Consider the following 26,413-nt stretch of genomic DNA (forward strand, 5'->3'; position numbering starts at 1 on the left):
CAGTTGACTGGCATCAACTCGCCCCGGCGTTTGCTCTGCCAGACTAGGACGCAATAGCCGCAGGATGCCAGCATGTCGACTCACAGCCGCTCTTCGATACTCTTTGCCAGCGCCTTGCTGGTTTTACTGCTGGCCGCCGGGGGCTTCGGTTACTGGAAGTCGATGCATGACCGGTTGCCCGAAGGCTTGTACGTCGGCAACGGCCGGCTCGAGGCCACGGAAGTGCAGATCGCCAGCAAAACACCTGGTCGACTGGCCGAAGTGCTGGTCAATGAAGGCGACAAGGTCAGCAAAGGCCAACTGCTGGCCCGGATGGACACGCGCACCCTCGAAGCCCAGCGCGAACAGGCGCAAGCCGAGGTGTTGCGTGCGCGGGAAAACCTTTCCGCTGCCCAGGCCAACGTGCAACTGCGCCAGAGCGAACAACTGCTCGCGCAACAGGAACTCAAACGGTCTCAGGAACTGTTCAAACACGGTTTCGTGAGCGGCCAGATCATTGATCAGCAGCAAGCCCGCCTGGACACCGGCGGTGCAGCCGTCGCAGCAGCCCGAGCACAAGTCTCGGCGGTCGGCGCAGCGATCGGAGCGGCGCAGGCCCAGGTCGCCATGTTGACCAGCGAAATCGATGACAGCAGCCTGCGCGCGCCCATCGACGGAGTGATCCAGTTGCGCATGGCCGAACCCGGCGAAGTGCTCGGCGCTGGCGGACGAGTGCTATTGCTGATCGACCCCAGCGACCAATACATGAACCTTTACCTCTCGGCCTCCATCACCGGACGCCTGGCAGTCGGCGAAGAAGCGCGGATCCTCCTCGACGCCCTGCCCGACCATCCGCTGCCGGCAAAAATCAGCTTCGTCGCGGCCAAGTCGCAATTCACCCCCAAGGAAGTCGAGACGCGCGACGAGCGGCAAAAACTGGTGTTCCGCGTCAAGTTGCGCCTGACCGACCCGAGCGCCCTGCCTCAGGCTAAACCGGGCATGCCGGGCGCCGGTTACGTGCGCACGGCGCCGATCAACTGGCCGGCCAACCTGCAATGACCGTCCTGGCGCTGCAAGCGACCGGCATCAACCACCGTTACGGCAAGCAGCACGCACTCAGTGACATCCTGTTCAGCCTGCCGGCAGGCACCCGCTGCGGGTTGATCGGCCCCGATGGTGCCGGCAAGTCGAGCTTGCTGGGACTGATCGCAGGCGTGAAAACCCTGCAGGACGGTCAACTGGAAGTACTGGGCGGCTCGATCCAGGATCGCCGCCACCGCACGAGTCTCTATCCCCGAATCGCCTTCATGCCCCAAGGCCTGGGCGGCAACCTATACCCTGATTTGTCGATCAGCGAGAACATCCACTTTTTCGCCACCCTGTTCGGCCTGTCGAAAGCCGAATTCGATGAGCGCATGCACAGCCTGTTGCTGGCCACCGACCTGCTGCGGTTCGCCGATCGCCCGGCGGGCAAACTCTCGGGTGGCATGAAACAGAAACTCGGTCTGTGTTGCGCGTTGATCCATGAACCGGACCTGCTGATCCTCGATGAACCAACGACCGGCGTAGACCCGTTATCCCGCCGACGTTTCTGGGAGTTGGTCGACGACGTTCGCCGCCAACGCCCGCAACTGACGTTGCTGGTCGCCACCGCCTATATGGAAGAAGCCGAGCAATTCGAACACTGCCTGATGCTCGACGGCGGCAAACTGATTGCCACGGGACTGACCAGCGAATTGGCTGCCGCGACGCCCAGCGGCAAACTCGACGAAGCGTTCACCCACTTTCAGGGCGCCAGCGGCCACGACAACCTGCCGCTGGTGATACCACCCAGAACCACCGCCAGCACGGACATCGCCATCGAGGCCCACGGCCTGACCTTGCGCTTCGGCGACTTTACTGCGGTGGATAACGTCAGCTTCGCCATCGGTCGCGGTGAGATTTTCGGCTTTCTCGGCTCCAACGGCTGCGGCAAGACCACCACCATGAAAGTCCTCACCGGGTTGATGCCCGCCACTGAAGGCAGCGCCACCCTGCTGGGCAATCCGGTAAACGCCAAGGACCTGGCCACCCGCAAACGGGTCGGTTTCATGTCCCAGAGTTTCTCGCTGTATGGCGAACTCAGTGTGCGACAGAACCTGGACTTGCATGCGCGACTGTTCGATTTGCCCAAGGTCGACAGCGCCCGACGCATTGACGAACTCATCCAACGCTTCAACTTGGGCAGCGTCGCCGATCAGCCGTCCGGCGCCCTGCCCTTGGGTTTGCGTCAACGACTGTCGCTGGCCGTGGCGGTGTTGCATCGCCCGGAAGTGCTGATCCTCGACGAACCCACCTCCGGCGTGGATCCGGCCGCGCGAGACGACTTTTGGCGGTTGCTGATCGAACTGTCCCGCGAGCAAGGCGTAACCATTTTCCTCTCCACGCATTTCATGAATGAAGCCCAGCGCTGCGACCGCATCTCGTTCATGCACGCCGGCAAGGTACTGGCCTGTGACACCCCGGCGGCCTTGCAACAACAGTTCAAGGGCGAAACGCTGGAAGCAGCGTTTGTCACTTGCCTGGAACAGGCCCAAGGCACAAGCGAAACACCGACGCCTGCGGTGCCCACCGAAGTAGCCGTCGCACCGCCTCCACCGATGAAGCAACGTGGATTCAGTGTCGCTCGCCTGGTGGCAGTGGCCAGCCGCGAAGCCAAGGAGTTGCTGCGCGATAAAGTGCGAATGGCGTTCGCTTTGCTCGGGGCGATCTTCATGATGGTGATCTTCGGCTACGGGATTTCCCTGGACGTGGAAAAACTCGCTTTCGCCGTGTTCGATCAGGACCAGACGCCGCAAAGCCGCACCTATCTGGAAGCGTTCCGCAGCTCGCGATACTTCGCCGAACAAGCGCCGATTCGCGACACCAAAGAGCTGCATCGACGCCTTCAACGCTCGGAAATCAAATTGGCGCTGGAAGTGCCGCCAGGTTTTGGCCGGGATTTGTACGCCGGACGTCAACCGGCCGTGGCAGCCTGGCTCGATGGCGGCATGCCGTTTCGCGCGGAGACCAGCCGCAATTATGTGGAGGCGGTGCATCAGGCCAACATTGAACAACTGGCCGAACAGAGCAGCCCCGCGCTGAATCGACAAGCCGCGGCCACACTGCAAACCCGATTCCGCTACAACCAGGATGTCGTCAGCGTCAACGCCATCGGCCCCGGGGTGATGGCGCTGATTCTCGCGTTCATTCCGGCCATGCTCACGGCATTGGGGATCGTGCGGGAAAAGGAGCTGGGTTCGATCACCAACTTCTACGCCACGCCGCTGACACGCCTGGAATTCCTGCTCGGTAAACAAGCGCCGTACCTGGCGGTCAGTCTGATCAACCTCGCGGTGCTGACGGCCATGAACCGCTGGTTGTTCGGCGTACCATTCAAAGGCAGCGGGCTGACCCTGGCCTTCGGCGGGCTGCTGTATGTGCTGGCAACGACCAGCATGGGCCTGCTGATCTCGGCATTCACCCGCACCCAGATCGCGGCCATCCTCGGCACGATGATCATCACCAGCCTGCCGACTATCCAGTTTTCCGGGCTGATCGTGCCGCGCTCTTCCCTGGAAGGCGCCGCCGCAGTGATGGGCATGCTGTTTCCGGCCGGTTACTTTCTCGATATCGCCGTCGGCACCTTCACCAAAGCGCTCGACCTGCGACAGTTATGGCCCCAATGCCTGGCGCTTTTCGGGTTCTTTCTCGCCTTTACCGGGCTGAGCCTGGTGATGCTGAAAAAGCAGGAGGCCTGATGCACAAGCTTGCGCATATTTTTCGGCTGGGCCTCAAGGAGCTGACCAGCCTGCGGCACGACAGCGTGTTGCTGGTGTTCCTGTTCTACGCCTTTACCGTGGCGATCTATATGCCCGCCGCCGGCTCTGTGATTGGCGTGCACAACGCCAGCGTCGCGATGGTGGACGAAGATCACAGCCACCTGTCACGCCAACTGGCGCAAGCGCTGCAACCGCCGGAGTTCCAGCGACCGGTGCTGTTGCCTTACGGGCAACTCGATCAGGTCATGGACAGCGGGAAATACACCTTCGTGATCAATGTGCCGGCGAATTTCCAGGCGGATCTGTTGGCCGGTCGCCAACCGGCGGTGCAAGTGAACGTGGATGCCACGGCCATGAGCCAGGCGTTCATGGGCGCGGGTTACATCGGGCGGATCTTCCAGCGCGAACTGCTCAATTACGGCGGGCAAAACGATCCGGCCAATCAGGCACCGGTCCTGCTGACCACCCGCTCGCTGTTCAATACCAATCTGGAAGGTGGCTGGTTCCTGGCGGTGATTCAGATCGTCAACAACATCACCATTCTGGCCATCATCCTGACCGGCACGGCACTGCTGCGCGAGCGTGAACATGGCACCCTCGATCACTTGCTGGTGCTGCCGTTGACCGCGTTGGAAATCATGCTGGCGAAAATCTGGAGCAACATGCTGGTGGTCGTCGTGTGCACTTGGATTTCGCTGGAAGTGATTGTCAAAGGCGCACTGGGCGTGCCATTGGCGGGCTCCATGAGCCTGTTTTTGATGGTCACCGCGGTTTATCTGTTCGCCAGTACGGCGCTGGGGATTTTCCTCGCGACCCTGGCCCGCTCGACTCCGCAATTCGGCCTGTTGGCCATTCCGGTGATCATTCCGATGTTGTTGCTGTCCGGTGGCAGCACGCCGCTGGACAGCATGCCGCAATGGCTGCAATGGGTGATGCAGGGTTCGCCATCAACGCATTTTGTCAGCCTTGGCGCTGCCATTCTGTTTCGCGATGCCGGGCTGAGTGTGGTCTGGCCGGATCTGTTGGCATTGGCCGTCATCGGGCTGCTGTTCTTTGCGATTGCGTTGATGCGGTTTCGCAAGAGCCTGGCGTCTTGAATGGCGGGCGATTTTGGGGGTGGGGTTGGGGGTAGGGTTGGGGGTGGGTACATATCCGTTTTTGGGGTAACGGCGGCTATTGGTTCCGCCCTGACGGCGGGTTACTTGGAAGAGCGCCAAGTAACCAAGCGCTTGCGCCCCTGACGTACGGTGCCTCGCCTAGGCTCGGCATTCCCTCACTCCGGTCCTGCTCCGTGGGCCCGCCGCCATCGGCCATCCATGGCCGGGGGCGGCTAACCCGGCATCCATGCCGGGTTGCCCACTACGCAGAACCTGCGTTCGGCCTCCCGACGGAGCAGATCAAGATCAAGATCAAAAGCGCAAGGCGAGCTAACGCTCGGCCTGATGAGTGGTGAGGAGCAAAAGCTCTGCGCCGGCCTGCTCTGCTTTATGTGGGAGTGAGCCTGCTCGCGATGCTGTTGCTGTTGATCGTTCCCACGCTCCGCGTGGGAATGCCGCCGGGGACGCTCTGCGTTCCGCTGTCGACACCAGGCTTGAGTCTTGCGCAAGGGTGACGCGGAGCGTCACGGGATGCATTCCCACGCAGAGCGTGGGAACGATCAGGGTCAGGATCACGACGCGCAAGCGTTGAAGAACCAGGCCGGCCCGTAGGCCGCCTCGCTTTGCTTTTGCGGTGCACGCCCCCTCGTGAGGCCGAGCGCAGGTTCTGCGCAGAGGGCAACCCGGCATGGATGCCGGGTTAGCCGCCCCCGGCCATGGATGGCCGATGGCGGCGGGCCCACGGAGCAGGACCGGAGCGAGGGCATGCCGAGCCTAGGCGAGGCACCGAACGTCAGGGGCAAAAGCGCTTGGTTACTTGGCGCTTCTCCAAGTGACCCGCCGTCAGGGCGGAACCCTAAGCCGCCGTTACCGCAGAAACGGATATGCCCCCAATCCCAAACCCCAAACCCCAAACCCCAAAACCATCTTAAGTGAACAGCACTGCTCGCAAACGGGAGTGCTTACTGAATGATCAGATTGTTGAACAGCAAATCCTCAACCACCGGCTTACCCGTTTCATCGTTCATCACTTGCTGAGTCTGCTTCAGGGCTTCCTGACGCAGCTTCTCCTTGGCCTCAACGTTGTTCATCGTCTCGGTAGTCTGCTGTGCGAACAACGCGACCAACTGATTGCGAATCAACGGCTCGTTGGCCTTCACCGCTTTGGTGGCATCCTCACCGGTCACGCGCAATGCCACGTCGGCCTTGTAGACCTTGAGCTTCGGCGTACCGTCCAGCCCGTAATTGCCCACGAACGGCGGGCTCAGGGTGATGTAATTGACCTTCGGAGCTTCACCTTCTTTGGCTTCTTCGGCCATCGCTGCCACAGGCAGAGACAGGGCCAGCAACAACATGATCCACACTTTCACAATTCGCTCCTTATCCGGTTTGCGGCCTAGCATAACGACCCGCCGCTCAAGCACAAGCTTATGGCTGACTATCAGGGTCGGGCATGCTCGTTGACCCATCGACTCACACACCTACACTTATCGGCCATCACTCCCAAAGGAATAGCCCTGATGAAAGCCGTGCTGTGCAAAGCCTTCGGCCCTGCCGAATCGCTGGTGCTGGAAGAGGTCGCCAGCCCTGTCGCGAAGAAGAATGAAATCCTGCTGGACGTGCACGCCGCCGGGGTGAATTTCCCGGACACGCTGATCATCGAGGGCAAATACCAGTTCAAGCCGCCCTTCCCGTTCTCGCCGGGCGGCGAGGCGGCCGGCGTGGTCAGTGCAGTGGGTGAAAAGGTCAGCCACCTCAAGGTCGGTGACCGGGTCATGGCCCTGACCGGTTGGGGCAGCTTCGCCGAACAGGTCGCGGTGCCAGGCTACAACGTCCTGCCGATTCCACCTTCGATGGACTTCAACACCGCCGCCGCCTTCAGCATGACCTACGGCACGTCGATGCACGCGCTCAAGCAACGCGCCAACCTGCAACCAGGCGAAACCCTGCTGGTGCTCGGTGCTTCCGGCGGTGTCGGCCTGGCCGCGGTGGAAATCGGCAAGGCCATGGGCGCCCGCGTGATCGCCGCCGCCAGCAGCACCGAGAAACTGGCCGTGGCTAAGGCTGCCGGCGCCGATGAACTGATCAACTACAGCGAAACCAGCCTCAAGGACGAAATCAAACGCCTGACCGACGGCCAAGGCGCCGATGTTATTTACGATCCGGTCGGCGGCGATCTGTTTGACCAGGCCGTGCGCGCCATCGCCTGGAACGGCCGCCTGCTGGTGGTCGGCTTCGCCAGCGGCCGGATCCCGGAATTCCCGGTGAATCTGGCGCTGCTCAAGGGTGCCGCCGTGGTCGGTGTGTTCTGGGGCTCGTTTGCCCAGCGCCAGCCGCAGGACAACGCGGCCAACTTCCAGCAACTGTTTGACTGGTTTGCCGAAGGCAAGTTGAAGCCGTTGGTGTCTCAGGTGTATCCGCTGAGCAATGCGGCACAGGCGATCAATGATCTTGGCCAGCGCAAAGCGGTCGGCAAAGTGGTGGTTCAGGTTCGCTGAGCCAGGAAAAGCGGTCTGGTTTACCCAGGCCGCTTTTTTATTGTCGGGGGTCAGAGCAACGTGCCTGTTCAGTTTGGCGATCAACGCCGGGGGCTGCTCACCCTTCAACTGCTACGTATCAATCACATTCAAACAAAAAGCTCGTGTGTAGCGGCATAGGACGATTCCCATACCGTCCTCCAGTTATACCTGAGCGACATGTTCGTAAAAGAACATGAGATCCCCATGATTTCTGCTGTTTTGCTAATGCGAACCGATGCTATTTTCGGTAACGAAACTGTAACATTCGCATCCGCAGTCAAAACAAGAAATCTGGAGCTCTTGAATGTTTGCTTTCTTTCGTCCTGCCGCACATCAGGCTCCGTTGCCTGAAGAAAAAATAGACAGCACCTACCGACGCCTTCGCTGGCAGATCTTCGCCGGGATTTTTATTGGCTATGCGGGTTACTACCTGCTGCGCAAGAACTTCACGCTGGCGTTCCCGGATCTGATCGCCCAGGGCTATACAAAAGGCCAACTGGGTGTGGCCATGTCGGCGATTGCGATCGCCTACGGCCTGTCCAAGTTTTTGATGGGCATTGTCTCCGACCGCTCCAACCCACGTTACTTCCTGCCCTTCGGCCTGGTGGTCTCTGCCGGAGTGATGTTCGTTTTCGGTTTCGCGCCATGGGCAACGTCCAGCGTGACCATGATGTTCATCCTGTTGTTCATCAACGGTTGGGCTCAAGGCATGGGCTGGCCGCCGAGCGGCCGGACCATGGTGCACTGGTGGTCGCAGAAAGAACGCGGTCAGGTGGTGTCAGTGTGGAACACCGCGCATAACGTCGGCGGCGGCTTGATCGGCCCGCTGGCGATTCTTGGCATGGGCTGGTTCAACGACTGGCACAGCAAGTTCTATGTCCCGGCGGCCGTGGCGCTGCTGGTCGCCGTATTTGCCTTCATTGTGATGCGCGATACGCCGCAATCGACCGGCTTGCCGCCGATCGAGAAGTATAAGAACGACTACCCGGAAGGCTACGACGCCAGCCACGAAGAAGAATTCAGCGCCAAGGACATCTTCGTCAAATACGTACTGCGCAACAAAATGCTCTGGTTTATCGCCTTGGCCAACGTCTTTGTGTACTTGCTGCGCTACGGCATCCTGGACTGGGCGCCGACCTATCTAAAAGAGGTCAAGCACTTCGACTTCGACAAGACCTCGTGGGCGTACTTCCTGTACGAGTGGGCAGGCATTCCCGGCACGCTGTTGTGCGGCTGGATGTCGGACAAGATCTTCCGTGGCAACCGTGGCCTGACCGGCATGGTGTTCATGGCGTTGGTCACCGTTGCGACAATCGTGTATTGGCTCAATCCGCCGGGCAACCCGATGATCGACATGATCTCGCTGTTCGCCATCGGCTTCCTGATCTACGGCCCGGTGATGCTGGTCGGCTTGCAGGCGCTGGAACTGGTGCCGAAGAAAGCCGCGGGTACGGCGGCGGGCTTTACCGGTCTGTTCGGCTACTTAGGTGGTTCAGTCGCAGCCAGCGCCCTGATGGGTTACACCGTGGACTATTTCGGATGGGACGGCGGCTTCATTCTGCTGGTCGTTGCCTGCCTGCTGGCGATGGTGTTCCTGGCGCCCACATTGGGCCACAAGAACGTCGCCAGTCAGACTCGCGAAGCGATCGCCTGATCGGCTTTTGACTTGCAGCGCTTGAGCCGCGCCTCCAGATTCCGGTCTGGCATGGCGTGGCTACGCAGGGCGTTGGCGGTCTGCTCGACATAATCGCGAGTGGTGCCGTAACGCCCGCAAGCGTATTCGAACACATGACTCAGCACGTGATCCGGCAAGTTGCCGGCATAGCTGGGCAGGTGTCGTTCCAATACAAAACCCAACGCCTGAACCTGGCTTCCATCTTCGAGACGGCAGTTGAGCCAGTGTGGGCGATAGGACGGGAATGGCATTTCGCGTTGCCACAAGGCATAGAGCGACGCTTCAAGTTGTTCTTCAGGCAAGCGATAAGCGAAGCCGCTGCAGGAACCACCCCGATCCAGACCAAAAACCAGCCCTGGCACTTCGGGGGTGCCGCGATGTTCGTGGGACCACAGGTACAAACCGCGATGGTAGCCATGCACTCGGCCGCGAACACGCTCGACCGCCGGGCATTCGGGGCGCCAGATCAGCGAACCATAAGCAAACAGCCAGACCGGCCCGCCCTTGTGGCGCGCCATGGTCGATTGCATCGAGCTGAGCAATTGTTCGTGCGTAAGCTGCGGTCCCAGATCGAGCCGCGGAGGGTAAGCCGGATTCAAAAACCCAGATTCAATGGCACTCATGGCGAATAGCGTTCAGCTCCCCGCGAATAAAGAATTACTTAATAGAACGCACCGCTGTAACAATAAGGCACATATGTTTTAAGGCAATTTAAGTGCCATGCACTGTTTTTGAATAATTACCTGAACGAGTTATAACCTACCGGCATTTATATAAATCTATAAATACCGATCGGCTATATAGAGAGTTATAACGATTTAAAATCGAGGATCAAGATCGAGGATCAAGATCGCGGCGCATACGCAAAAACGTCTGCGCGCATCTGGTGAGCGTCCATCCCCGCTTCCACCAGCGCATCCAGCGTGCCGTAGACCATCGCCGGTGAGCCACTGGCGTAGACATGCAAGGCCTTCAGGTCCGGGAAATCTTCGCACACCGCCTCGTGCAGCATCCCGCAACGCCCTTGCCAGCCGCATTGATCGCTGACGACTTTATGCAGGAACAGGTTGGGCAGCTTCAGCCACTCATCCCAATGTTCGATTTCATAAAAGTCTTCAGGACGGCGCACGCCCCAATACAGATGCACGGGGTGCTTGAAGCCGGTTGCCCGGCAATGTTCGATCAGGCTGTGGATCTGGCCCATGCCTGTACCAGCGGCGATCAGCACCAGCGGACCGTCGGGCAATTCCGCCAGGTGGGTGTCGCCGAACGGCATCTCGATGCGCACCATCGGATTGCGCCGAAGTTGCTCGATCAGATTCAGCGCACTGCTTTCGCGCGCCAGCACATGGATTTCCAGGTCGCGCCCCGAGTGCGGTGCCGAGGCCAGGGAGAAGGCGGATTTCTCGCCGTTCTCGCGCTCGATCATCAAATACTGACCGGCGTGATAGCGCGGCGGCTTGCCGGCCGGCGCTCGCAGGTGCACGCGAAAGGTATCCCCGCCGACGTCCCTGCATTCAATGACCTGACACGACAAGCTGCGCACCGGCAGTTCTCCCAGCGCAAGCACGCCATCCCACAGCACGATGCAGTCTTCCAGCGGCTCTGCTATGCAAGTGTAGAACTCGCCATGATCGCGCACACCGCCGGCCTGTTCGACCCGCCCTTCCACCAGCAAGGCCGCGCACACATGGCAATTGCCGTTGCGGCAGCTTTGCGGGCATTCATAGCCCAGGCGCCGCGCGCCATCGAGAATCCGCTCGCCGGGCAATATCTCAAGCACTGCTCCGGAGGGCTGCAAGGTTACACGCATCAATCTATTCCTAACTGATTCCAGATGGCATCGATCCGTTGGGTCACGGCTTCGTCCTTGACGATGACCCGGCCCCACTCGCGAGTGGTTTCGCCCGGCCATTTATGCGTGGCATCGAGCCCCATCTTCGACCCCAGGCCGGAGACCGGCGAGGCGAAGTCGAGGTAGTCGATCGGCGTGTTGTCGATCATCACCGTGTCGCGCTTGGGGTCCATGCGCGTAGTGATGGCCCAGACCACGTCGTTCCAGTCTCGCGCGTTAATGTCGTCGTCTGTGACGATAACGAACTTGGTGTACATGAACTGTCGCAAAAACGACCAGACACCGAGCATTACCCGCTTGGCGTGACCCGGATACGACTTCTTCATGGTCACGATGGCCATGCGGTAGGAGCAGCCTTCGGGCGGCAGGTAGAAGTCGGTGATTTCGGGGAACTGTTTCTGCAGGATCGGCACGAACACTTCGTTCAGCGCCACGCCCAGAATCGCCGGCTCATCCGGCGGACGGCCAGTGTAGGTGCTGTGATAAATCGGTTTGATCCGGTGGGTGATGCGCTCGACGGTGAACACCGGGAAGCTGTCGACTTCATTGTAGTAACCGGTGTGATCGCCGTAAGGACCTTCATCAGCCATCTCGCCCGGATGGATCACGCCTTCCAGGATGATCTCGGCGGTGGCCGGCACTTGCAGGTCGTTGCCGCGGCACTTCACCAGTTCGGTGCGGTTGCCGCGCAGCAGACCGGCGAATGCATATTCGGAGAGGCTGTCCGGCACCGGCGTCACGGCGCCAAGAATGGTCGCAGGGTCAGCACCCAGTGCCACGGACACCGGAAATGGCTGGCCGGGATGCTTTTCGCACCACTCACGGTAATCCAGCGCGCCGCCACGGTGGCTCAGCCAGCGCATGATCACCTTGTTGCGACCAATCACTTGCTGGCGATAAATGCCGAGATTCTGGCGATCCTTGTTCGGGCCTTTGGTGACGGTCAGGCCCCAAGTGATCAACGGACCGACATCGCCTGGCCAGCAAGTCTGCACCGGCAGCATCGCGAGGTCGACGTCGTCGCCTTCAATCACCACTTCCTGGCACACCGCGTCTTTGACGACTTTCGGCGCCATGGCGATGATCTTGCGGAAGATCGGCAGTTTGGACCAGGCATCCTTCAAGCCCTTCGGTGGCTCGGGTTCTTTGAGGAACGCCAGCAACTTGCCGATTTCGCGCAGCTCGCTGACCGCCTCGGCCCCCATACCCATGGCCACCCGCTCGGGGGTGCCGAACAGGTTGCCGAGGACCGGGATGTCGTACCCGGTCGGGTTTTCGAACAGCAGCGCCGGGCCTTTTGCCCGTAACGTGCGATCACAGACTTCGGTCATCTCCAGCACTGGAGAGACGGGGATCTTGATGCGTTTCAACTCTCCGCGCTGCTCAAGCTGCTGCACGAAATCCCGAAGGTCCTTGAATTTCATTGACGATGGCACCCCTAAAATAGGCGTACATCCTACCTGCTCTGCCGCCCGCTGGCAGCTTATCGCTGCTTACTTGGCCGCATTCACGTTGCCGTTGCTCAGAGCTGCCAGGGTTTGCAAGCGCTTGAACAGCGGCTCAAGCACCGGCGCGATGAAGCAGGCACCGACCTCAGACAGCTGATTGTCATCGGTATACAGCGAGTGAACATCGAGCTCGACGCGGCAAAGTCCTGCGTCATCAAACTTTTCAGGCAAAAAAAATGGCGCCCCGAAGGGCGCCATTCCTGACGGCTGAAAACCGTCTTACTTACGTTTCATCGACAAGAAGAACTCGTCGTTGGTCTTGGTCGTCTTCAGCTTGTCGACCAGGAACTCGATGGCAGCGATTTCGTCCATCGGGTGCAGCAGCTTGCGCAGGATCCACATACGCTGCAACTCGTCGTCGGCGGTCAGCAACTCTTCGCGGCGGGTGCCGGAACGGTTGATGTTGATGGCCGGGAAGACGCGTTTTTCAGCGATACGACGATCCAGAGGCAGTTCCATGTTGCCGGTGCCTTTGAATTCTTCGTAGATCACTTCATCCATCTTCGAGCCGGTTTCAACCAGCGCGGTGGCGATGATGGTCAGCGAGCCGCCTTCTTCGATGTTCCGTGCAGCGCCGAAGAAACGTTTCGGTTTCTCCAGTGCGTGAGCATCGACACCACCGGTGAGGACTTTGCCGGAGCTCGGGATCACGGTGTTGTAGGCGCGGGCCAGACGGGTGATGGAGTCGAGCAGGATCACCACGTCTTTCTTGTGTTCGACCAGGCGCTTGGCCTTCTCGATCACCATTTCGGCAACCTGCACGTGGCGGGTTGGCGGTTCGTCGAACGTCGAGGCAACCACTTCGCCGCGCACGGTGCGCTGCATTTCGGTTACTTCTTCCGGACGCTCATCGATCAGCAACACGATCAGATGAACTTCAGGGTTGTTACGTGCGATGTTCGCCGCGATGTTCTGCAGCATGATCGTCTTGCCCGCTTTGGGCGGTGCAACGATCAGACCGCGCTGGCCTTTGCCGATCGGGGCGCACAGGTCGATGACACGACCGGTCAAGTCTTCGGTGGAACCGTTGCCGGCTTCCATCTTCATGCGAACGGTCGGGAACAGCGGGGTCAGGTTCTCGAAGAGAATCTTGTTTTTCGCGTTCTCGGGACGATCGTAGTTGATCGTGTCGACCTTGAGCAGTGCGAAATAACGCTCGCCTTCCTTTGGAGGGCGGATCTTGCCAACGATGGTGTCACCGGTGCGCAAGTTGAAACGGCGGATCTGGCTCGGCGAGACGTAAATATCGTCTGGGCCGGCGAGATAGGAAGCGTCAGCGGAGCGCAGGAAGCCGAAGCCGTCCTGGAGAATCTCCAGCACGCCATCACCGGAGATTTCCTCGCCGCTTTTCGCGTGCTTTTTGAGCAGGGAGAAAATCACGTCCTGCTTGCGCGAACGGGCCATATTTTCTATGCCCATCTGTTCGGCCAATTCGAGCAGTTCGGTAATCGGCTTTTGCTTGAGTTCAGTCAGATTCATATAGGAATGACGTAATCATTTATGGAGGGGGGGAAATTAAGCTTTTGGCTTAATGAGGCCGCGCCGCAGAGAAGGCGACAGGATCGCGTACTTATTCGAAAAGGAGTGCGTCGGCGACGGCTAGCAGGGGGCAATGGAGAAACCAGTGCGGGGCCGAATGTACCACCTGAGTTTCAGAGCGTCTAGCCCTGAATAACGAAAAGGCCCCGCAATGTGCGGGGCCTTTTTTTCGGACACTTTACAACGACGCTTAGATGTTGGCGTCGAGGAAAGCAGCCAGTTGCGACTTCGACAGTGCGCCGACCTTGGTCGCTTCAACGTTGCCGTTCTTGAACAGCATCAGGGTCGGGATGCCACGTACGCCATGCTTGGCCGGGGTTTCCTGGTTTTCATCGATGTTCAGCTTGGCAACGGTCAGCTTGCCTTTGTAGGTTTCAGCAATTTCGTCCAGAACAGGAGCGATCATTTTGCAAGGGCCGCACCATTCAGCCCAGTAGTCGACCAGTACAGCGCCTTCGGCCTTGAGTACGTCGGCCTCGAAGCTAGCGTCGCTAACGTGTTTGATAAGATCGCTGCTCATGGAAGTCTCCAGGTTGTAAGCAAAAAAACGTGGCCCATCATAGCCGCCCTTCCCTCGTTCAGGAAGGTGCAGATGATTGAGTCTCGCTATGGTGGCGCATGAGTTTGGGTATAGCTCAAGTCAGGAGGTGGCGGGAGCGACGAAGGCAATTCCTGTACGCAGTGCCGCGTTGCGCACATGCTCATGCATGGCCTTCTGTGCCGCGGAGGACGAGCGCCGAGCCAGCGCACGAAGGATTTTACGGTGTTCCTGCCAGGTTTCGAGGGCCCTTTCGGCCCGGATGAACGGTAGCTTCTGGCTTTCCAGAAAGATCTCGGCGCTGGCCGTCAGGATGCTCAGCATCGCCTGATTGCCGCTGGCGAGCAGGATCCGCCGGTGGAATTCGAAGTCCAGTCGCGCTGCCGCCTCGAAATCACCGGCCTTCAGTTCGTTGCGCATGGCAGCGACGTTGTCTTCCAGCGCATCGAGTTCCTGCGTACTCAGGGTCCCGGCGGCCAAACCGGCGGCGAAACCCTCCAGGGCATAGCGCAACTGGAAGATATCCAGCGGTGAGGCCTGGGCCGCGAACGGCCAGCTCAACGCGGCTTCTGACCGTGACAGGTCCACCGGCGACTGCACGAACACGCCTTTACCGGGCTGAATGCTGATCACGCCCAACGCACTCAACGACGACAGCGCCTCGCGCAACGACGCACGGCTGACTCCCAACTGCACCGCCAGGTCCCGCTGCGAGGGCAAGGCATCGCCTGGCCCAAAACCCTGCTCGGTGATGAGTTTGCGGATGGCTTGCAGCGCCACTTCAGGTACGGCTCGGGAGATCGAGTTCATGTTTTTTCAGACGGACCAGGCGAATGTGCCGCTAGTTTTAAAGCTATTCGCGACGCCCGGCAAGTCGTGCCCCATGGGGGTTCGAAGGTTCAGGCCGATGCGCCATCGGGGTGCGAATCCCGGCGCAACTGTTCAGACCAGTAAGACCGAATCAACCCAGCAAAACCGTGGCCTGCAACCCCCAAAACCGATTCTTGGCATGGCCCGTGCTCTGTCGATCCGCAGAAATTACTTCTCGCCGATCCGGAGATTTGCCATGACCCTGCGTTACAGCGCCCTCCTCGCCTCCCTGTTTGCCAGCCTGATGCTGAGCCAGGTGCCCGCCCATGCCGACGGACTGGAGGACGTGGTCAAACGCGGCGTCCTCAAGGTGGCCGTGCCACAGGACTTCCCGCCATTCGGCTCGGTTGGCTCCGACATGAAACCGCGCGGCCTCGATATCGACACCGCCAAGCTGCTGGCCGACCAACTCAAGGTCAAACTCGAACTGACCCCGGTCAACAGCACCAACCGCATCCCGTTCCTGACCACCGGCAAGGTCGACCTGGTGATTTCAAGCCTCGGTAAAAACCCGGAGCGCGAGAAAGTCATCGACTTCTCAAGTGCCTACGCGCCGTTCTATCTCGCCGTGTTCGGCCCGCCAGACGCCGACATCAAAAGCCTCGACGACCTCAAGGGCAAGACCATCAGCGTCACCCGTGGCGCCATCGAAGACATCGAACTGACCAAAGTCGCCCCCGAAGGCGTGACCATCAAGCGCTTTGAAGACAATAACTCGACCATCGCCGCGTACCTCGCCGGGCAAGTCGACCTGATCGCCAGCGGCAACGTGGTGATGGTCGCGATCAGCGAAAAAAGTCCGAAGCGTGTGCCTGCGTTGAAAGTGAAGCTCAAGGATTCGCCGGTCTATGTCGGCGTGAACAAGAACGAGCCGGCGCTGCTGGGCAAGGTCAACCAGATCCTCGCGACCGCCAAGTCTGACGGTGCGCTGGAGAAAAACTCCCGAACCTGGCTCAAAGAGCCGCTGCCGGCCGATCTCTGATCGTCGCTCGGGAGATTTGATATGGCCTATCAGTTCGACTTCATACCGGTGGTGCAAAACACCGACCTGCTGCTGCGCGGTGCGCTGTTCACCCTTGAGTTGACGGCCATCGGCGCGGTGCTGGGCGTAGGGCTGGGCATCGTCGGGGCGTTGGTGCGGGCGTGGAACATTCGCCCGTTCTCGGTGATTTTCGGGATTTACGTCGAGTTGATCCGCAACACGCCGTTTCTGGTGCAGTTGTTTTTCATCTTCTTCGGCTTGCCGTCGCTGGGCCTGCAGATTTCAGAATGGCAGGCGGCGGTGCTGGCGATGGTGATCAACCTGGGGGCTTACTCGACCGAGATCATTCGCGCGGGCATTCAGGCGATTCCCCGTGGACAGCTCGAAGCCGCTGCCGCGCTGGCGATGACCCGCTTCGAAGCCTTTCGCCACGTGATCTTGCTGCCGGCGCTGGGCAAGGTCTGGCCGGCGCTGAGCAGCCAGATCATCATCGTCATGCTCGGCTCGGCGGTCTGTTCGCAGATCGCCACCGAAGAACTGAGCTTCGCCGCCAACTTCATTCAATCGCGCAACTTCCGCGCGTTTGAAACCTACGCCCTGACCACGCTGCTTTATCTGTGCATGGCCTTGCTGATCCGCCAACTGCTGAACTGGATCGGTCGGCGCTACATCGCAAGGAGCAGCCAATGAGCGATTTCACCTTCTGGGACGTCGTGCGCAACCTGCTCACCGGCCTGCAATGGACGCTGGCACTGTCGCTGGTGGCGTTTATTGGCGGCGGCTTGATCGGTTTGCTGATCATGGTCATGCGCATTTCGAAAAAGTCCCTGCCACGCAACGTCGCCCGCACCTACATCGAACTGTTTCAGGGCACGCCGTTGTTGATGCAGCTGTTTCTGGTGTTCTTCGGTGTGGCCCTGGCCGGCGTGGAGATTTCACCGTGGATGGCGGCGGCGCTGGCCCTGACGCTGTTTACCAGTGCTTACCTGGCGGAGATCTGGCGCGGCTGCGTCGAGTCGATTCCCAACGGCCAATGGGAAGCCTCGTCGAGCCTGGCGCTCAACCCGCTGGAGCAATTGCGCTACGTGATCCTGCCGCAAGCCCTGCGCATCGCCGTGGCTCCGACGGTGGGATTTTCGGTGCAAGTGGTCAAAGGCACCGCCGTGACCTCGATCATCGGCTTCACAGAACTGACCAAGACCGGCGGCATGCTCGCCAACGCGACTTTCGAACCGTTCATGGTCTACGGCCTCGTGGCCCTTGGCTATTTCCTGCTCTGCTACCCCTTGTCCCTCAGCGCGCGCTACCTGGAAAGGAGACTGCATGCCTCTGCTTAGAATTTCGGCCCTGCATAAATATTACGGCGACCACCATGTGCTCAAAGGCATCGACCTGAGCGTCGAGGAAGGCCAGGTCGTGGCGATCATCGGCCGTAGCGGCTCGGGCAAATCGACGTTACTGCGCACGCTCAATGGCCTGGAGTCGATCAACGATGGCGTGATTGAAGTCGACGGTGAATACCTGGATGCCGCTCGCGCCGACCTGCGCAGCTTGCGGCAGAAAGTCGGGATGGTGTTTCAGCAGTTCAACCTGTTCCCGCACCTGACCGTGGGCGAGAACGTCATGCTCGCGCCGCAAGTGGTGCAGAAAGTGCCTAAAGCCAAAGCGGCCGTGCTGGCCCGGGAGATGCTGGAGCGGGTCGGGCTGGGGGAGAAGTTTGACGCTTTCCCGGATCGGCTGTCAGGTGGACAGCAGCAGCGAGTGGCGATTGCCCGGGCCCTGGCGATGTCGCCAAAAGTGTTGCTGTGCGACGAGATCACCTCGGCGCTGGACCCGGAACTGGTCAACGAGGTGCTCAGCGTGGTTCGCCAACTGGCCAGGGAGGGGATGACCTTGATTATGGTCACCCATGAGATGCGTTTTGCCCGGGAGGTTGGGGATAAGTTGGTGTTCATGCATCAGGGCAAGGTGCATGAGGTGGGGGATCCGAAGGTGTTGTTCGCCAATCCGCAGACGGCGGAGCTGGCGAATTTTATCGGAACGGTTGAGGCGGCGGTCTGAAGGGCGCCATCGCGAGCAAGCCCGCTCCCACATTGGTTCTGTGTCGTACGCGAGATGGATGACTGCACAGAAAACCTGTGGGAGCGAGCCTGCTCGCGATTGGCCACCCAGCGGTCACCGGTATGACTGCGCTGGATCAAGGCATTGAACGCTACGCGTTGGCGCCAGCGTTTGATCGTGGCACGATGTCGAGGTAATCGACCGAGACCCCCTGATCATGCCGCAATCCCAAGCCAAGAATCTGTCCCTGATCGCCGCGATCGACCTGGGCTCCAACAGCTTTCACATGGTCGTGGCCAAGGCCCAGAATGGCGAAATCCGTATTCTCGAACGTCTCGGGGAGAAGGTTCAGCTGGCCGCCGGCATCGACGAAGAGCGTCAGCTCAGCGAAGAATCCATGCAACGCGGGCTCGATTGCCTCAAGCGTTTTGCCCAACTGATCAACGGTATGCCTCCAGGCGCCGTGCGGATCGTCGGCACCAACGCCCTACGTGAAGCCCGTAACCGTAACGAATTCATCCGCCGCGCCGAAGAAATCCTCGGTCACCCGGTGGAAGTCATCTCCGGCCGTGAAGAAGCGCGCCTGATCTACCTAGGCGTGTCCCACACCCTTGCCGACACCCCGGGCAAACGCCTGGTCGCCGACATCGGCGGCGGCAGTACCGAGTTCATCATCGGCCAGCGCTTCGAACCGCTGCTGCGCGAAAGCCTGCAAATGGGCTGCGTCAGTTATACCCAGCGTTATTTCAAGGACGGCAAGATCACCCCGGCCCGTTACGCCCAGGCGTACACCGCGGCGCGACTGGAGATCATGAGCATCGAGCACGCCCTGCACCGCCTGACCTGGGATGAAGCCATCGGCTCCTCGGGCACCATTCGCGCCATTGGCCTGGCGCTGAAGGCCGGCGGCCACGGTGCCGGTGAGGTCAATGCCGAAGGCCTGGCCTGGCTCAAGCGCAAACTGTTCAAACTCGGCGACGTCGAGAAGATCGACTTTGAAGGCATCAAGCCCGACCGTCGGACGATTTTCCCCGCTGGTCTGGCGATTCTCGAAGCGATCTTCGACGCCCTCGAGCTGCAACGCATGGACCACTGTGAAGGCGCCCTGCGCGAAGGAGTGCTCTACGACCTGCTGGGCCGTCATCATCACGAAGACGTCCGTGAGCGCACGCTCAGCTCCTTGATGGAGCGTTATCACGTCGATCTGGAACAAGCGGCACGCGTTGAGCGCAAAGCGCTGCATGCCTTTGATCAGGTCGCCGAAGACTGGGATCTGGACGACGGCGTCTGGCGTGAATTGCTGGGCTGGGCGGCCAAGGTGCATGAAGTGGGCCTGGACATCGCCCACTATCAGTACCACAAGCACGGCGCCTACTTGATCGAGCACTCGGACCTGGCCGGGTTCTCCCGCGAAGACCAGTTGATGCTCGCGCTACTGGTACGGGGCCACCGTCGCAATATTCCCAAGGACAAGTTTGCCGAGTTCGGCGACGAAGGCATCAAGCTGATTCGCCTGTGCGTGCTGCTGCGCTTTGCGATCCTGTTCCATCACATCCGCGGCACCCAGGAAATGCCTCAGGTGATGCTGCAAGCCAACGGCGAGAACCTCGATGTGCTGTTCCCGGAAAACTGGCTGGACGAAAACCAGCTGACCCAGGCCGACTTCGCCCTGGAAGCGGAATGGCTGACCCGCGTAGGGTTCATCCTGAACGTTCGCTAAAAACGTTCGCTGAAATAAAAAAGGCCTTCTTCGGAAGGCCTTTTTTGTGTCCGCGATTCGGCAGACGACGCCCCCCCCTGTGGGAGCGAGCTTGCTCGCGATAGCGGACTGACCGTCAACATAAATGTTGAATATGCTGCCCCCATCGCGAGCGTTAACGCACCGCCAGGATCGGGCTGCCCAGACGCTCCAGCAACGTCGCCTGCGCACTGCGCGGGTTCTGGTTGCCGGTTGGTGTGTTGCGGATGTAACGACCGTCCGCCTGCAAGCTCCAGCTGTGGGTGTTGTCGGTCAGGTAAAGCTCCAGCTCCTTCTTGACCCGCATGATCAGCTTCTTGCCTTCCACCGGGAAGCAAGTCTCGACGCGCTTGTCGAGGTTGCGCTCCATCCAGTCGGCGCTGGAGAGGAACATCTGTTCTTCACCGCCATTGAGGAAGTAGAAGACCCGGGTGTGCTCCAGGAAACGACCGATGATCGAGCGTACGTGGATGTTGTGCGAGACCCCGGCGATGCCCGGACGCAGGCAGCACATGCCGCGCACCACCAGATCGATACGCACCCCGGACTGGCTGGCCTTGTACAACGCGCGGATGATCTTAGGATCGGTCAGCGAGTTGAACTTGGCGATGATGTGCGCCGGTTTGCCGTCGAGGGCGAACTGGGTTTCGCGGGCAATCATGTCGAGCATGCCCTTCTTCAGCGTGAACGGCGCGTGCAACAGCTTCTTCATGCGCAGGGTTTTGCCCATGCCGATCAGCTGGCTGAACAGTTTGCCGACGTCTTCGCACAAGGCGTCATCGGACGTCAGCAGGCTGTAGTCGGTGTACAGACGGGCGTTGGCCGCGTGGTAGTTGCCAGTCCCCAAGTGGGCGTAGCGCACGATTTCGCCAGCCTCGCGACGCAGGATCAGCATCATCTTGGCGTGAGTCTTGAAGCCGACCACACCGTAAATCACCACCGCACCGGCCGCTTGCAGACGGCTGGCCAGTTGCAGGTTGGACTCTTCGTCGAACCGTGCGCGCAATTCAATCACCGCGGTGACTTCCTTGCCGTTGCGCGCCGCATCCACCAACGCATCAACGATTTCCGAGTTGGCACCGGAACGGTAAAGGGTTTGACGGACCGCCAACACATGCGGGTCCTTGGCAGCCTGACGCAGCAGGTCGACCACCGGGGTAAACGACTCGAACGGGTGCAGCAGCAGAATGTCCTGCTTGCTGATCACGCTGAAAATGTTCTCGCTGTTTTGCAGCAGTTTCGGAATCTGCGGCGTGAACGGCGTGTATTGCAGCGCGCGCTGGCTGTCCAGGCCGGTGATGCTGAACAACCGGGTCAGGTTGACCGGACCGTTGACCTGATACAGCTCGGTTTCGTGCAGGTTGAACTGCTTGAGCAAGTAGTCGGAAAGTTGTTTCGGGCACGTGTCGGCCACTTCCAGGCGCACCGCATCACCGTAGCGACGGGAGAACAATTCACCGCGCAGCGCGCGGGCCAGGTCTTCGACATCTTCGGTGTCGACCGCGAGATCGGCGTTTCGGGTCAGGCGGAACTGGTAGCAGCCCTTGACCTTCATGCCCTGGAACAGGTCATCGGCGTGCGCGTGGATCATTGACGACAGGAACACATAGTTGTCGCCAGCCCCGCCCACTTCTTCCGGCAGTTTGATGATACGCGGCAACAGGCGCGGTGCCGGAATGATCGCCAGCCCGGAATCGCGACCAAAGGCGTCGATACCTTCGAGCTCGACGATGAAGTTCAGGCTCTTGTTCACCAGCAACGGGAACGGGTGCGTCGGGTCGAGGCCGATCGGGGTGATGATCGGAGCGATCTCGTCGCGGAAATAGCGGCGCACCCAGGTTTTGATCTTGGTGTTCCAGTGACGACGACGGATGAAGCGGACCTGATGTTTTTCCAGTTCCGGCAACAGGATGTCGTTGAGGATCGCGTATTGGCGGTCGACGTGACCATGTACCAGCTCGCTGATGCGGGCCAGGGCCTGATGCGGTTGCAGGCCATCGGCGCCCGCCTGTTCACGGGCGAAGGTGATCTGCTTCTTCAGGCCGGCCACACGAATTTCGAAGAACTCGTCCAGGTTGCTGGAGAAGATCAGCAAAAACTTCAGCCGTTCCAGCAAGGGATAGGACTCGTCCAGCGCCTGTTCCAGCACGCGGATATTGAACTGCAGTTGCGACAGCTCGCGGTGGATATACAGGCTACTGTCATCCAGACCGGGAATGGCAATCGCCGGGGCCACCGCTGCGGCTGCGCCATCGGCCACCACCACGACGGGAGCTGGTTCCAGCTCCGGCGGGGTCTCGGTGATTTGCTCCACCAGGGGTTGAGCGTCTTTTACGGCAACTTCAGTGAGTCCTTCGGTATTCATGGAATGTTCCTGTGAGGGCTATTTTTGCTCTCGTAACAATTGAGCGGCACGCACGGCAAAGTAAGTCAGGATGCCATCAGCCCCTGCTCGTTTAAAAGCGGTCAGGGATTCGAGGATAACCCCTTCACTCAACCAGCCATTCTGTATCGCCGCCATGTGCATGGCGTATTCACCGCTGACCTGATAAACAAAGGTCGGCACTTTAAATTCTTCTTTGACCCGGTAAAGGATATCCAGGTACGGCATGCCAGGCTTGACCATGACCATGTCTGCGCCTTCTGACAAGTCCGCAGCCACTTCATGCAGGGCTTCATTGCTGTTGGCCGGGTCCATCTGATAAGACGCCTTGTTGGCCTTGCCCAGGTTCAGCGCCGACCCCACCGCATCGCGGAACGGGCCGTAATAGGCGCTGGCGTACTTGGCCGAGTAAGCCATGATCCGCACGTTAACGTGATCGGCCAGCTCCAGCGCTTCGCGAATCGCCTGGATGCGACCGTCCATCATGTCCGATGGGGCCACCACCTGAGCACCGGCTTCGGCGTGGGACAAGGCCTGCTTGACCAGCGCGTCGACGGTGATGTCGTTCTGCACATAGCCTTCCTCGTCGAGAATGCCGTCCTGACCGTGGGTGGTGAACGGATCCAGGGCGACGTCAGTGATCACACCGAGCTCAGGGAACTGCGCACGCAAGGCGCGAGTGGCGCGCTGGGCGATACCGTCGGGGCTCCAGGCTTCAGCGGCGTCCAGGGACTTGAGTTCCGGCGGCGTCACCGGGAACAGCGCCAGCGCGGGAATCCCCAGTTCGACCCACTTGGCCGCCTCTTCAAGTAACAGATCAATGGTCAGGCGTTCGACGCCCGGCATCGACGCTACAGCTTCGCGACGGTTTTCACCGTCCAGCACAAATACCGGCAGGATCAGGTCATCGACGGTCAACACGTTTTCACGAACCAGTCGACGCGAAAAATCATCACGACGGTTGCGGCGCAGGCGGGTTGCAGGAAACAAACGGTTGGCGGGGGTAAAGCTCACGGCAGACTCCTGAGCCCGCTGGGGGCGAGCGTGACAGTTATAAGCGACCATTATGACCGTCGTATTACAGTTATGTGCACCCCTGTGGCAGGTAGTCGCATTCCATTGTCCTTGTAGGAAATGTTCACGTCGAGACACATTTGGACACTTTCATGAATGTGCACGAAGGGTTAGGCTGCGCGTTCATTTCGCCAGCATCCAGACAATGCTCCAACAATTTCTTCAGGAATTCGGCTACTTCGCCCTGTTTCTCGGTACGTTCTTCGAAGGCGAAACCATTCTGGTTCTCGCAGGCTTCCTCGCGTTCCGCGGATACATGGACATCCAGATCGTCACGATTGTGGCGTTCTGTGGCAGTTATGCCGGTGATCAGCTGTGGTATTTCCTCGGGCGTAAGCACGGCCGCAAATTGCTCGCGCGCAAACCGCGCTGGCAATTGATGGGTGACCGCGCGCTGGAACATATTCGTAAACACCCGGACATCTGGGTGCTGAGCTTCCGCTTCGTCTATGGCCTGCGTACGGTGATGCCGGTGGCCATCGGCCTGTCGGGTTATCCGCCAGGACGTTATTTGCTGCTCAACGGGATTGGTGCTGCAGTCTGGGCCGCCGCGCTGGCTGCTGCCGCATATCACTTCGGCGCGGTGCTTGAAGGCATGCTGGGCAGCGTCAAGAAGTACGAGCTGTGGGTGCTCGGTGCCCTGCTCCTGCTGGGGCTGTGCCTGTGGCTGCGCCGCCGCTTCAAGAATGCCCGCCTGGCGAAGAAGATCTACGCCGACGAGCAGGCTGAACTGGCCAAGGCTGCCGAGACTAAGACGCCAGTCGAGTAAAGCGGTTTCTGCAACAGTAGAGACCGATCCCGCTGAGCAGGCTGTAACTGAGCAAGCCGACCCAACCCACCGCGCTGGCCGGCCACAACCCGACCAGCGGCGCCAGCCACACCAGCGGCACGTTCGATGCCAGCCGCAGCAGTTCCAGCTTCAGCGCCTGCGGGCGATTCTCCAGGGCCATGCCCAATGTAAACAGACCCAGCGCCACGGCACTCCAGCCGAGCACCAGCGCCGCGGTCGGCAAACTCGGTTCTAGATTCATCAGGTAGCTGCCCAGCGCGATGTAGACACAGAACTGCACCGCCACATACAGCTGCTGGCGCCCGTCCACTGGCACCTCGAATTTACGGAACTGGCTCAAGTCCGGCTTGCTCATCGGGTACCTGGCCGCCACATCCGCCGGCCGCCAACCGGTGCGCATGAACCAGATCCGCACCTTGTCCCACTTGCTTTCGGCCCGCCGCGCATCGTCCCAGAGCTGCGCGTAAAACTGCACGTTGGCCCACAACGGATTCCAGCTCGCCAGGGGCGTGGTCACGCCGAAGATGACCGGTTCGTTTTCATCCTCTTCCTGGAACGAGCCAAATAGGCGGTCCCAAATAATGAACACCCCGCCGTAGTTGCGATCCATGTAGAGAGCGTTCTGCGCATGGTGGGCCCGATGATTGGACGGCGTCACGAAGAACCACTCGAACCAGCCAAGCTTGGGAATGTGCCGCGTATGCACCCAGAACTGATACAGCAGGTTCAACGCCGCAACGCTGACAAACACCAGCAGCGGCACCCCGACCACCGCCATCGGCAAGTAGAAAATCCAGCTCAACAGGAAACCGGTACTGGTCTGGCGCAAGGCTGTGGAGAGGTTGTAGTCCTCGCTCTGGTGATGCACCGAGTGCGCGGCCCAGAGGATGTTGCGCTCATGGCCCATGCGATGCAGCCAGTAGTAACAGAAGTCATAGAGGACAAAGGCAAACACCCAGACCCAGACGCTGTCGGCAGAGAGTTCGAACAGCGCCAGATGCTTGAGGGCGAAGGCGTAGGTGACCAGGCCGACACCCTTGGTCAGCAGGCCGGTGGTGGTCGACAACACGCCGGTGCTGATGCTGTTGATCGCGTCCGCCACCCGATAGTTGCTCACCCCGCGCCAACGATCAGCGAGCAGCTCGACGGCAATCAACACAAAGAAGAACGGCACCGCATACAGAATGAAGTCCATGACGCGCCCTGATCGGAATCTTGAGGACAGATGCTAGGTGTAGCCGTGAATTAACCCTATGGCAACGAGTGACAAATTAGTGGACATTTAACGCCATGAATCTGGAGAAAAACCCATGAGCAAAAAAATCGCAGTGATCCTTTCCGGTTGTGGCGTGTATGACGGCGCCGAGATCCACGAAAGCGTGATCACCCTGCTGCGACTCGACCAGCGTGGCGCTCAGGTGCAATGCTTTGCCCCCAATATCGCGCAGTTGCATGTGATCAATCACCTGACCGGCGACGAAATGCCCGAGTCGCGTAATGTGCTGGTGGAGTCGGCGCGGATTGCCCGGGGCAACATCAAGGATATTCGTGAGGCCAACGTCGAAGACTTCGACGCGCTGATCGTGCCTGGCGGTTTCGGCGCGGCCAAGAATCTGTCGAACTTCGCCATCGAAGGCGCTGGGTGCACGGTGCAACCGGATGTCCTGGCCTTGACCGAAGCGTTCGCCGAAGCGGGGAAACCGGTCGGCCTGATCTGCATTTCGCCAGCGCTGGCGGCCAAGATCTATGGGCCGGGCGTGACCTGCACCATCGGTAATGACGCCGATACCGCTGCCGCCATGAACAAGATGGGCGCGACCCACGCTGACTGCGCGGTGACCGACATTGTTGAAGACAAGGCGCGCAAACTGGTCAGCACCCCGGCTTATATGCTGGCTCAATCGATCAGCGAAGCGGCGTCGGGGATCAACAAACTGATCGACCGCGTCCTTGAACTGACCCACGAGAATGATGTGTAACACGGACTAAGTGGGAGCGGGCTCTT

Annotated in this window: 23 protein-coding genes; 12 read left to right on the forward strand and 11 right to left on the reverse strand. The window is 59.9% G+C overall.

The genetic code is table 11. The features are described from left to right. Positions 1-72 precede the first annotated feature (72 nt). From HNR03_RS12650 to HNR03_RS12660, 3 genes are read left to right on the forward strand one after another with little or no spacing between them, the layout of a single operon-like run. A complete protein-coding gene (locus tag HNR03_RS12650) occupies positions 73-1,038 on the forward strand; it encodes an HlyD family secretion protein (RefSeq protein WP_222588933.1) in 966 nt (321 codons plus the stop codon). Continuing rightward, positions 1,035-3,758, forward strand: a complete 2,724-nt coding sequence (rbbA, locus tag HNR03_RS12655) for a ribosome-associated ATPase/putative transporter RbbA (RefSeq protein ID WP_259153907.1) — start codon at positions 1,035-1,037, stop codon at positions 3,756-3,758. Before HNR03_RS12650 ends, rbbA begins: the two co-directional genes overlap by 4 nt. After that, a complete protein-coding gene (locus HNR03_RS12660) occupies positions 3,758-4,876 on the forward strand; it encodes an ABC transporter permease (RefSeq protein ID WP_259153908.1) in 1,119 nt (372 codons plus the stop codon). Before rbbA ends, HNR03_RS12660 begins: the two co-directional genes overlap by 1 nt. A gap of 962 nt (positions 4,877-5,838) precedes the next feature. Here the strand turns inward: HNR03_RS12660 and HNR03_RS12665 are convergent. Beyond that, complete coding sequence (locus HNR03_RS12665; RefSeq protein ID WP_259153909.1) at positions 5,839-6,246, reverse strand: flagellar basal body-associated protein FliL; 408 nt, start codon at positions 6,244-6,246, stop codon at positions 5,839-5,841. Positions 6,247-6,396: 150 nt separating this feature from the next. Between HNR03_RS12665 and HNR03_RS12670 the strand changes: the two genes are divergently transcribed. Together HNR03_RS12670 and glpT are read left to right on the forward strand one after the other, a co-directional pair. Beyond that, the gene (locus tag HNR03_RS12670; RefSeq protein WP_259153910.1) at positions 6,397-7,374 is read left to right on the forward strand and encodes an NADPH:quinone oxidoreductase family protein; all 978 of its coding nucleotides are present in this window, start codon (positions 6,397-6,399) and stop codon (positions 7,372-7,374) included. 325 nt (positions 7,375-7,699) lie between these two features. Further along, a complete protein-coding gene (gene glpT, locus HNR03_RS12675) occupies positions 7,700-9,049 on the forward strand; it encodes a glycerol-3-phosphate transporter (RefSeq protein WP_259153911.1) in 1,350 nt (449 codons plus the stop codon). Here glpT and HNR03_RS12680 read toward each other — a convergent pair. From HNR03_RS12680 to HNR03_RS12710, 7 genes are all read right to left on the reverse strand, one after another. Further along, positions 9,025-9,693 (reverse strand): gamma-glutamylcyclotransferase, encoded by a 669-nt coding sequence (locus HNR03_RS12680; protein WP_259153912.1) that lies wholly within the window; start codon positions 9,691-9,693, stop codon positions 9,025-9,027. The genes glpT and HNR03_RS12680 overlap by 25 nt on opposite strands. Before the next feature lie 221 nt (positions 9,694-9,914). Further along, positions 9,915-10,883 carry a CDP-6-deoxy-delta-3,4-glucoseen reductase gene (locus HNR03_RS12685; protein ID WP_259153913.1) on the reverse strand — a complete coding sequence of 323 codons (969 nt, stop codon included), beginning with the start codon at positions 10,881-10,883 and terminating at the stop codon, positions 9,915-9,917. Continuing rightward, positions 10,883-12,349, reverse strand: coding sequence for a 4-hydroxy-3-polyprenylbenzoate decarboxylase (gene ubiD, locus HNR03_RS12690; protein WP_222588939.1), 1,467 nt, complete (start codon positions 12,347-12,349; stop codon positions 10,883-10,885). Before ubiD ends, HNR03_RS12685 begins: the two co-directional genes overlap by 1 nt. Positions 12,350-12,418: 69 nt before the next feature. Next, positions 12,419-12,604, reverse strand: a complete 186-nt coding sequence (locus HNR03_RS12695) for a hypothetical protein (RefSeq protein ID WP_259154175.1) — start codon at positions 12,602-12,604, stop codon at positions 12,419-12,421. Between the two features lie 48 nt (positions 12,605-12,652). Beyond that, complete coding sequence (rho, locus tag HNR03_RS12700; RefSeq protein WP_007942421.1) at positions 12,653-13,912, reverse strand: transcription termination factor Rho; 1,260 nt, start codon at positions 13,910-13,912, stop codon at positions 12,653-12,655. A 250-nt stretch (positions 13,913-14,162) separates the two neighbouring features. Further along, a complete protein-coding gene (trxA, locus tag HNR03_RS12705) occupies positions 14,163-14,492 on the reverse strand; it encodes a thioredoxin TrxA (RefSeq protein ID WP_003206727.1) in 330 nt (109 codons plus the stop codon). Between the two features lie 120 nt (positions 14,493-14,612). Beyond that, positions 14,613-15,320, reverse strand: coding sequence for a FadR/GntR family transcriptional regulator (locus tag HNR03_RS12710; RefSeq protein WP_259153930.1), 708 nt, complete (start codon positions 15,318-15,320; stop codon positions 14,613-14,615). Between the two features lie 256 nt (positions 15,321-15,576). On the opposite strand from HNR03_RS12710, the gene HNR03_RS12715 reads away from it, so the two are divergent. The 5 genes from HNR03_RS12715 to ppx all read left to right on the forward strand — a co-directional run bounded on the left by HNR03_RS12715 (position 15,577) and on the right by ppx (position 20,143). Beyond that, positions 15,577-16,362: a transporter substrate-binding domain-containing protein gene (locus HNR03_RS12715; RefSeq protein WP_259153931.1), complete on the forward strand. Its 786-nt coding sequence runs from the start codon at positions 15,577-15,579 to the stop codon at positions 16,360-16,362. A gap of 21 nt (positions 16,363-16,383) precedes the next feature. Next, complete coding sequence (locus HNR03_RS12720; protein WP_222588942.1) at positions 16,384-17,052, forward strand: amino acid ABC transporter permease; 669 nt, start codon at positions 16,384-16,386, stop codon at positions 17,050-17,052. Further along, on the forward strand, positions 17,049-17,699 hold the full coding sequence (locus tag HNR03_RS12725; protein ID WP_259153933.1) for an amino acid ABC transporter permease: 651 nt from the start codon (positions 17,049-17,051) through the stop codon (positions 17,697-17,699). The genes HNR03_RS12720 and HNR03_RS12725 overlap by 4 nt, the downstream gene beginning before the upstream one ends. Beyond that, positions 17,686-18,423 carry an amino acid ABC transporter ATP-binding protein gene (locus HNR03_RS12730; protein ID WP_090178234.1) on the forward strand — a complete coding sequence of 246 codons (738 nt, stop codon included), beginning with the start codon at positions 17,686-17,688 and terminating at the stop codon, positions 18,421-18,423. The genes HNR03_RS12725 and HNR03_RS12730 overlap by 14 nt, the downstream gene beginning before the upstream one ends. A 217-nt stretch (positions 18,424-18,640) precedes the next feature. After that, positions 18,641-20,143 carry an exopolyphosphatase gene (gene ppx / locus HNR03_RS12735; RefSeq protein WP_259153935.1) on the forward strand — a complete coding sequence of 501 codons (1,503 nt, stop codon included), beginning with the start codon at positions 18,641-18,643 and terminating at the stop codon, positions 20,141-20,143. Between the two features lie 154 nt (positions 20,144-20,297). Here the strand turns inward: ppx and ppk1 are convergent, their stop codons facing one another. Further along, complete coding sequence (gene ppk1 / locus HNR03_RS12740) at positions 20,298-22,526, reverse strand: polyphosphate kinase 1 (protein ID WP_259153937.1); 2,229 nt, start codon at positions 22,524-22,526, stop codon at positions 20,298-20,300. A gap of 18 nt (positions 22,527-22,544) precedes the next feature. After that, positions 22,545-23,558, reverse strand: coding sequence for a porphobilinogen synthase (gene hemB / locus HNR03_RS12745; protein WP_259153939.1), 1,014 nt, complete (start codon positions 23,556-23,558; stop codon positions 22,545-22,547). Positions 23,559-23,763: 205 nt separating this feature from the next. Here hemB and HNR03_RS12750 point away from each other — a divergent pair, with 205 nt between their 5' ends. Then, positions 23,764-24,387, forward strand: a complete 624-nt coding sequence (locus tag HNR03_RS12750) for a DedA family protein (RefSeq protein ID WP_090178226.1) — start codon at positions 23,764-23,766, stop codon at positions 24,385-24,387. On the opposite strand, the gene HNR03_RS12755 is transcribed toward HNR03_RS12750, so the two are convergent. Beyond that, entirely contained in the window at positions 24,368-25,603 is a 1,236-nt protein-coding gene (locus HNR03_RS12755; RefSeq protein ID WP_259153942.1) for a sterol desaturase family protein, read from the reverse strand. The two genes, HNR03_RS12750 and HNR03_RS12755, sit on opposite strands and share 20 nt — an antisense overlap. Before the next feature lie 115 nt (positions 25,604-25,718). Between HNR03_RS12755 and elbB the strand changes: the two genes are divergently transcribed. Beyond that, positions 25,719-26,387 (forward strand): isoprenoid biosynthesis glyoxalase ElbB, encoded by a 669-nt coding sequence (elbB, locus tag HNR03_RS12760; protein ID WP_259153945.1) that lies wholly within the window; start codon positions 25,719-25,721, stop codon positions 26,385-26,387. Positions 26,388-26,413 lie beyond the last annotated feature (26 nt).

It is taken from the genome of Pseudomonas sp. JAI111 (assembly GCF_024809425.1).
Lineage (GTDB): Bacteria > Pseudomonadota > Gammaproteobacteria > Pseudomonadales > Pseudomonadaceae > Aquipseudomonas.

Coding starts and splice junctions, on each gene's coding strand:
- ubiD (WP_222588939.1), bottom strand. CDS start 12,349: ATGAAATTCAAGGACCTTCGGGATTTCGTGCAGCAGCTTGAGCAGCGC.
- HNR03_RS12710 (WP_259153930.1), bottom strand. CDS start 15,320: ATGAACTCGATCTCCCGAGCCGTACCTGAAGTGGCGCTGCAAGCCATC.
- HNR03_RS12715 (WP_259153931.1), top strand. CDS start 15,577: ATGACCCTGCGTTACAGCGCCCTCCTCGCCTCCCTGTTTGCCAGCCTG.
- ppk1 (WP_259153937.1), bottom strand. CDS start 22,526: ATGAATACCGAAGGACTCACTGAAGTTGCCGTAAAAGACGCTCAACCC.
- HNR03_RS12670 (WP_259153910.1), top strand. CDS start 6,397: ATGAAAGCCGTGCTGTGCAAAGCCTTCGGCCCTGCCGAATCGCTGGTG.
- rbbA (WP_259153907.1), top strand. CDS start 1,035: ATGACCGTCCTGGCGCTGCAAGCGACCGGCATCAACCACCGTTACGGC.
- HNR03_RS12720 (WP_222588942.1), top strand. CDS start 16,384: ATGGCCTATCAGTTCGACTTCATACCGGTGGTGCAAAACACCGACCTG.
- HNR03_RS12660 (WP_259153908.1), top strand. CDS start 3,758: ATGCACAAGCTTGCGCATATTTTTCGGCTGGGCCTCAAGGAGCTGACC.
- HNR03_RS12730 (WP_090178234.1), top strand. CDS start 17,686: ATGCCTCTGCTTAGAATTTCGGCCCTGCATAAATATTACGGCGACCAC.
- HNR03_RS12755 (WP_259153942.1), bottom strand. CDS start 25,603: ATGGACTTCATTCTGTATGCGGTGCCGTTCTTCTTTGTGTTGATTGCC.
- HNR03_RS12650 (WP_222588933.1), top strand. CDS start 73: ATGTCGACTCACAGCCGCTCTTCGATACTCTTTGCCAGCGCCTTGCTG.
- ppx (WP_259153935.1), top strand. CDS start 18,641: ATGCCGCAATCCCAAGCCAAGAATCTGTCCCTGATCGCCGCGATCGAC.
- glpT (WP_259153911.1), top strand. CDS start 7,700: ATGTTTGCTTTCTTTCGTCCTGCCGCACATCAGGCTCCGTTGCCTGAA.
- HNR03_RS12725 (WP_259153933.1), top strand. CDS start 17,049: ATGAGCGATTTCACCTTCTGGGACGTCGTGCGCAACCTGCTCACCGGC.
- elbB (WP_259153945.1), top strand. CDS start 25,719: ATGAGCAAAAAAATCGCAGTGATCCTTTCCGGTTGTGGCGTGTATGAC.
- trxA (WP_003206727.1), bottom strand. CDS start 14,492: ATGAGCAGCGATCTTATCAAACACGTTAGCGACGCTAGCTTCGAGGCC.
- HNR03_RS12685 (WP_259153913.1), bottom strand. CDS start 10,883: ATGCGTGTAACCTTGCAGCCCTCCGGAGCAGTGCTTGAGATATTGCCC.
- HNR03_RS12680 (WP_259153912.1), bottom strand. CDS start 9,693: ATGAGTGCCATTGAATCTGGGTTTTTGAATCCGGCTTACCCTCCGCGG.
- rho (WP_007942421.1), bottom strand. CDS start 13,912: ATGAATCTGACTGAACTCAAGCAAAAGCCGATTACCGAACTGCTCGAA.
- HNR03_RS12750 (WP_090178226.1), top strand. CDS start 23,764: ATGCTCCAACAATTTCTTCAGGAATTCGGCTACTTCGCCCTGTTTCTC.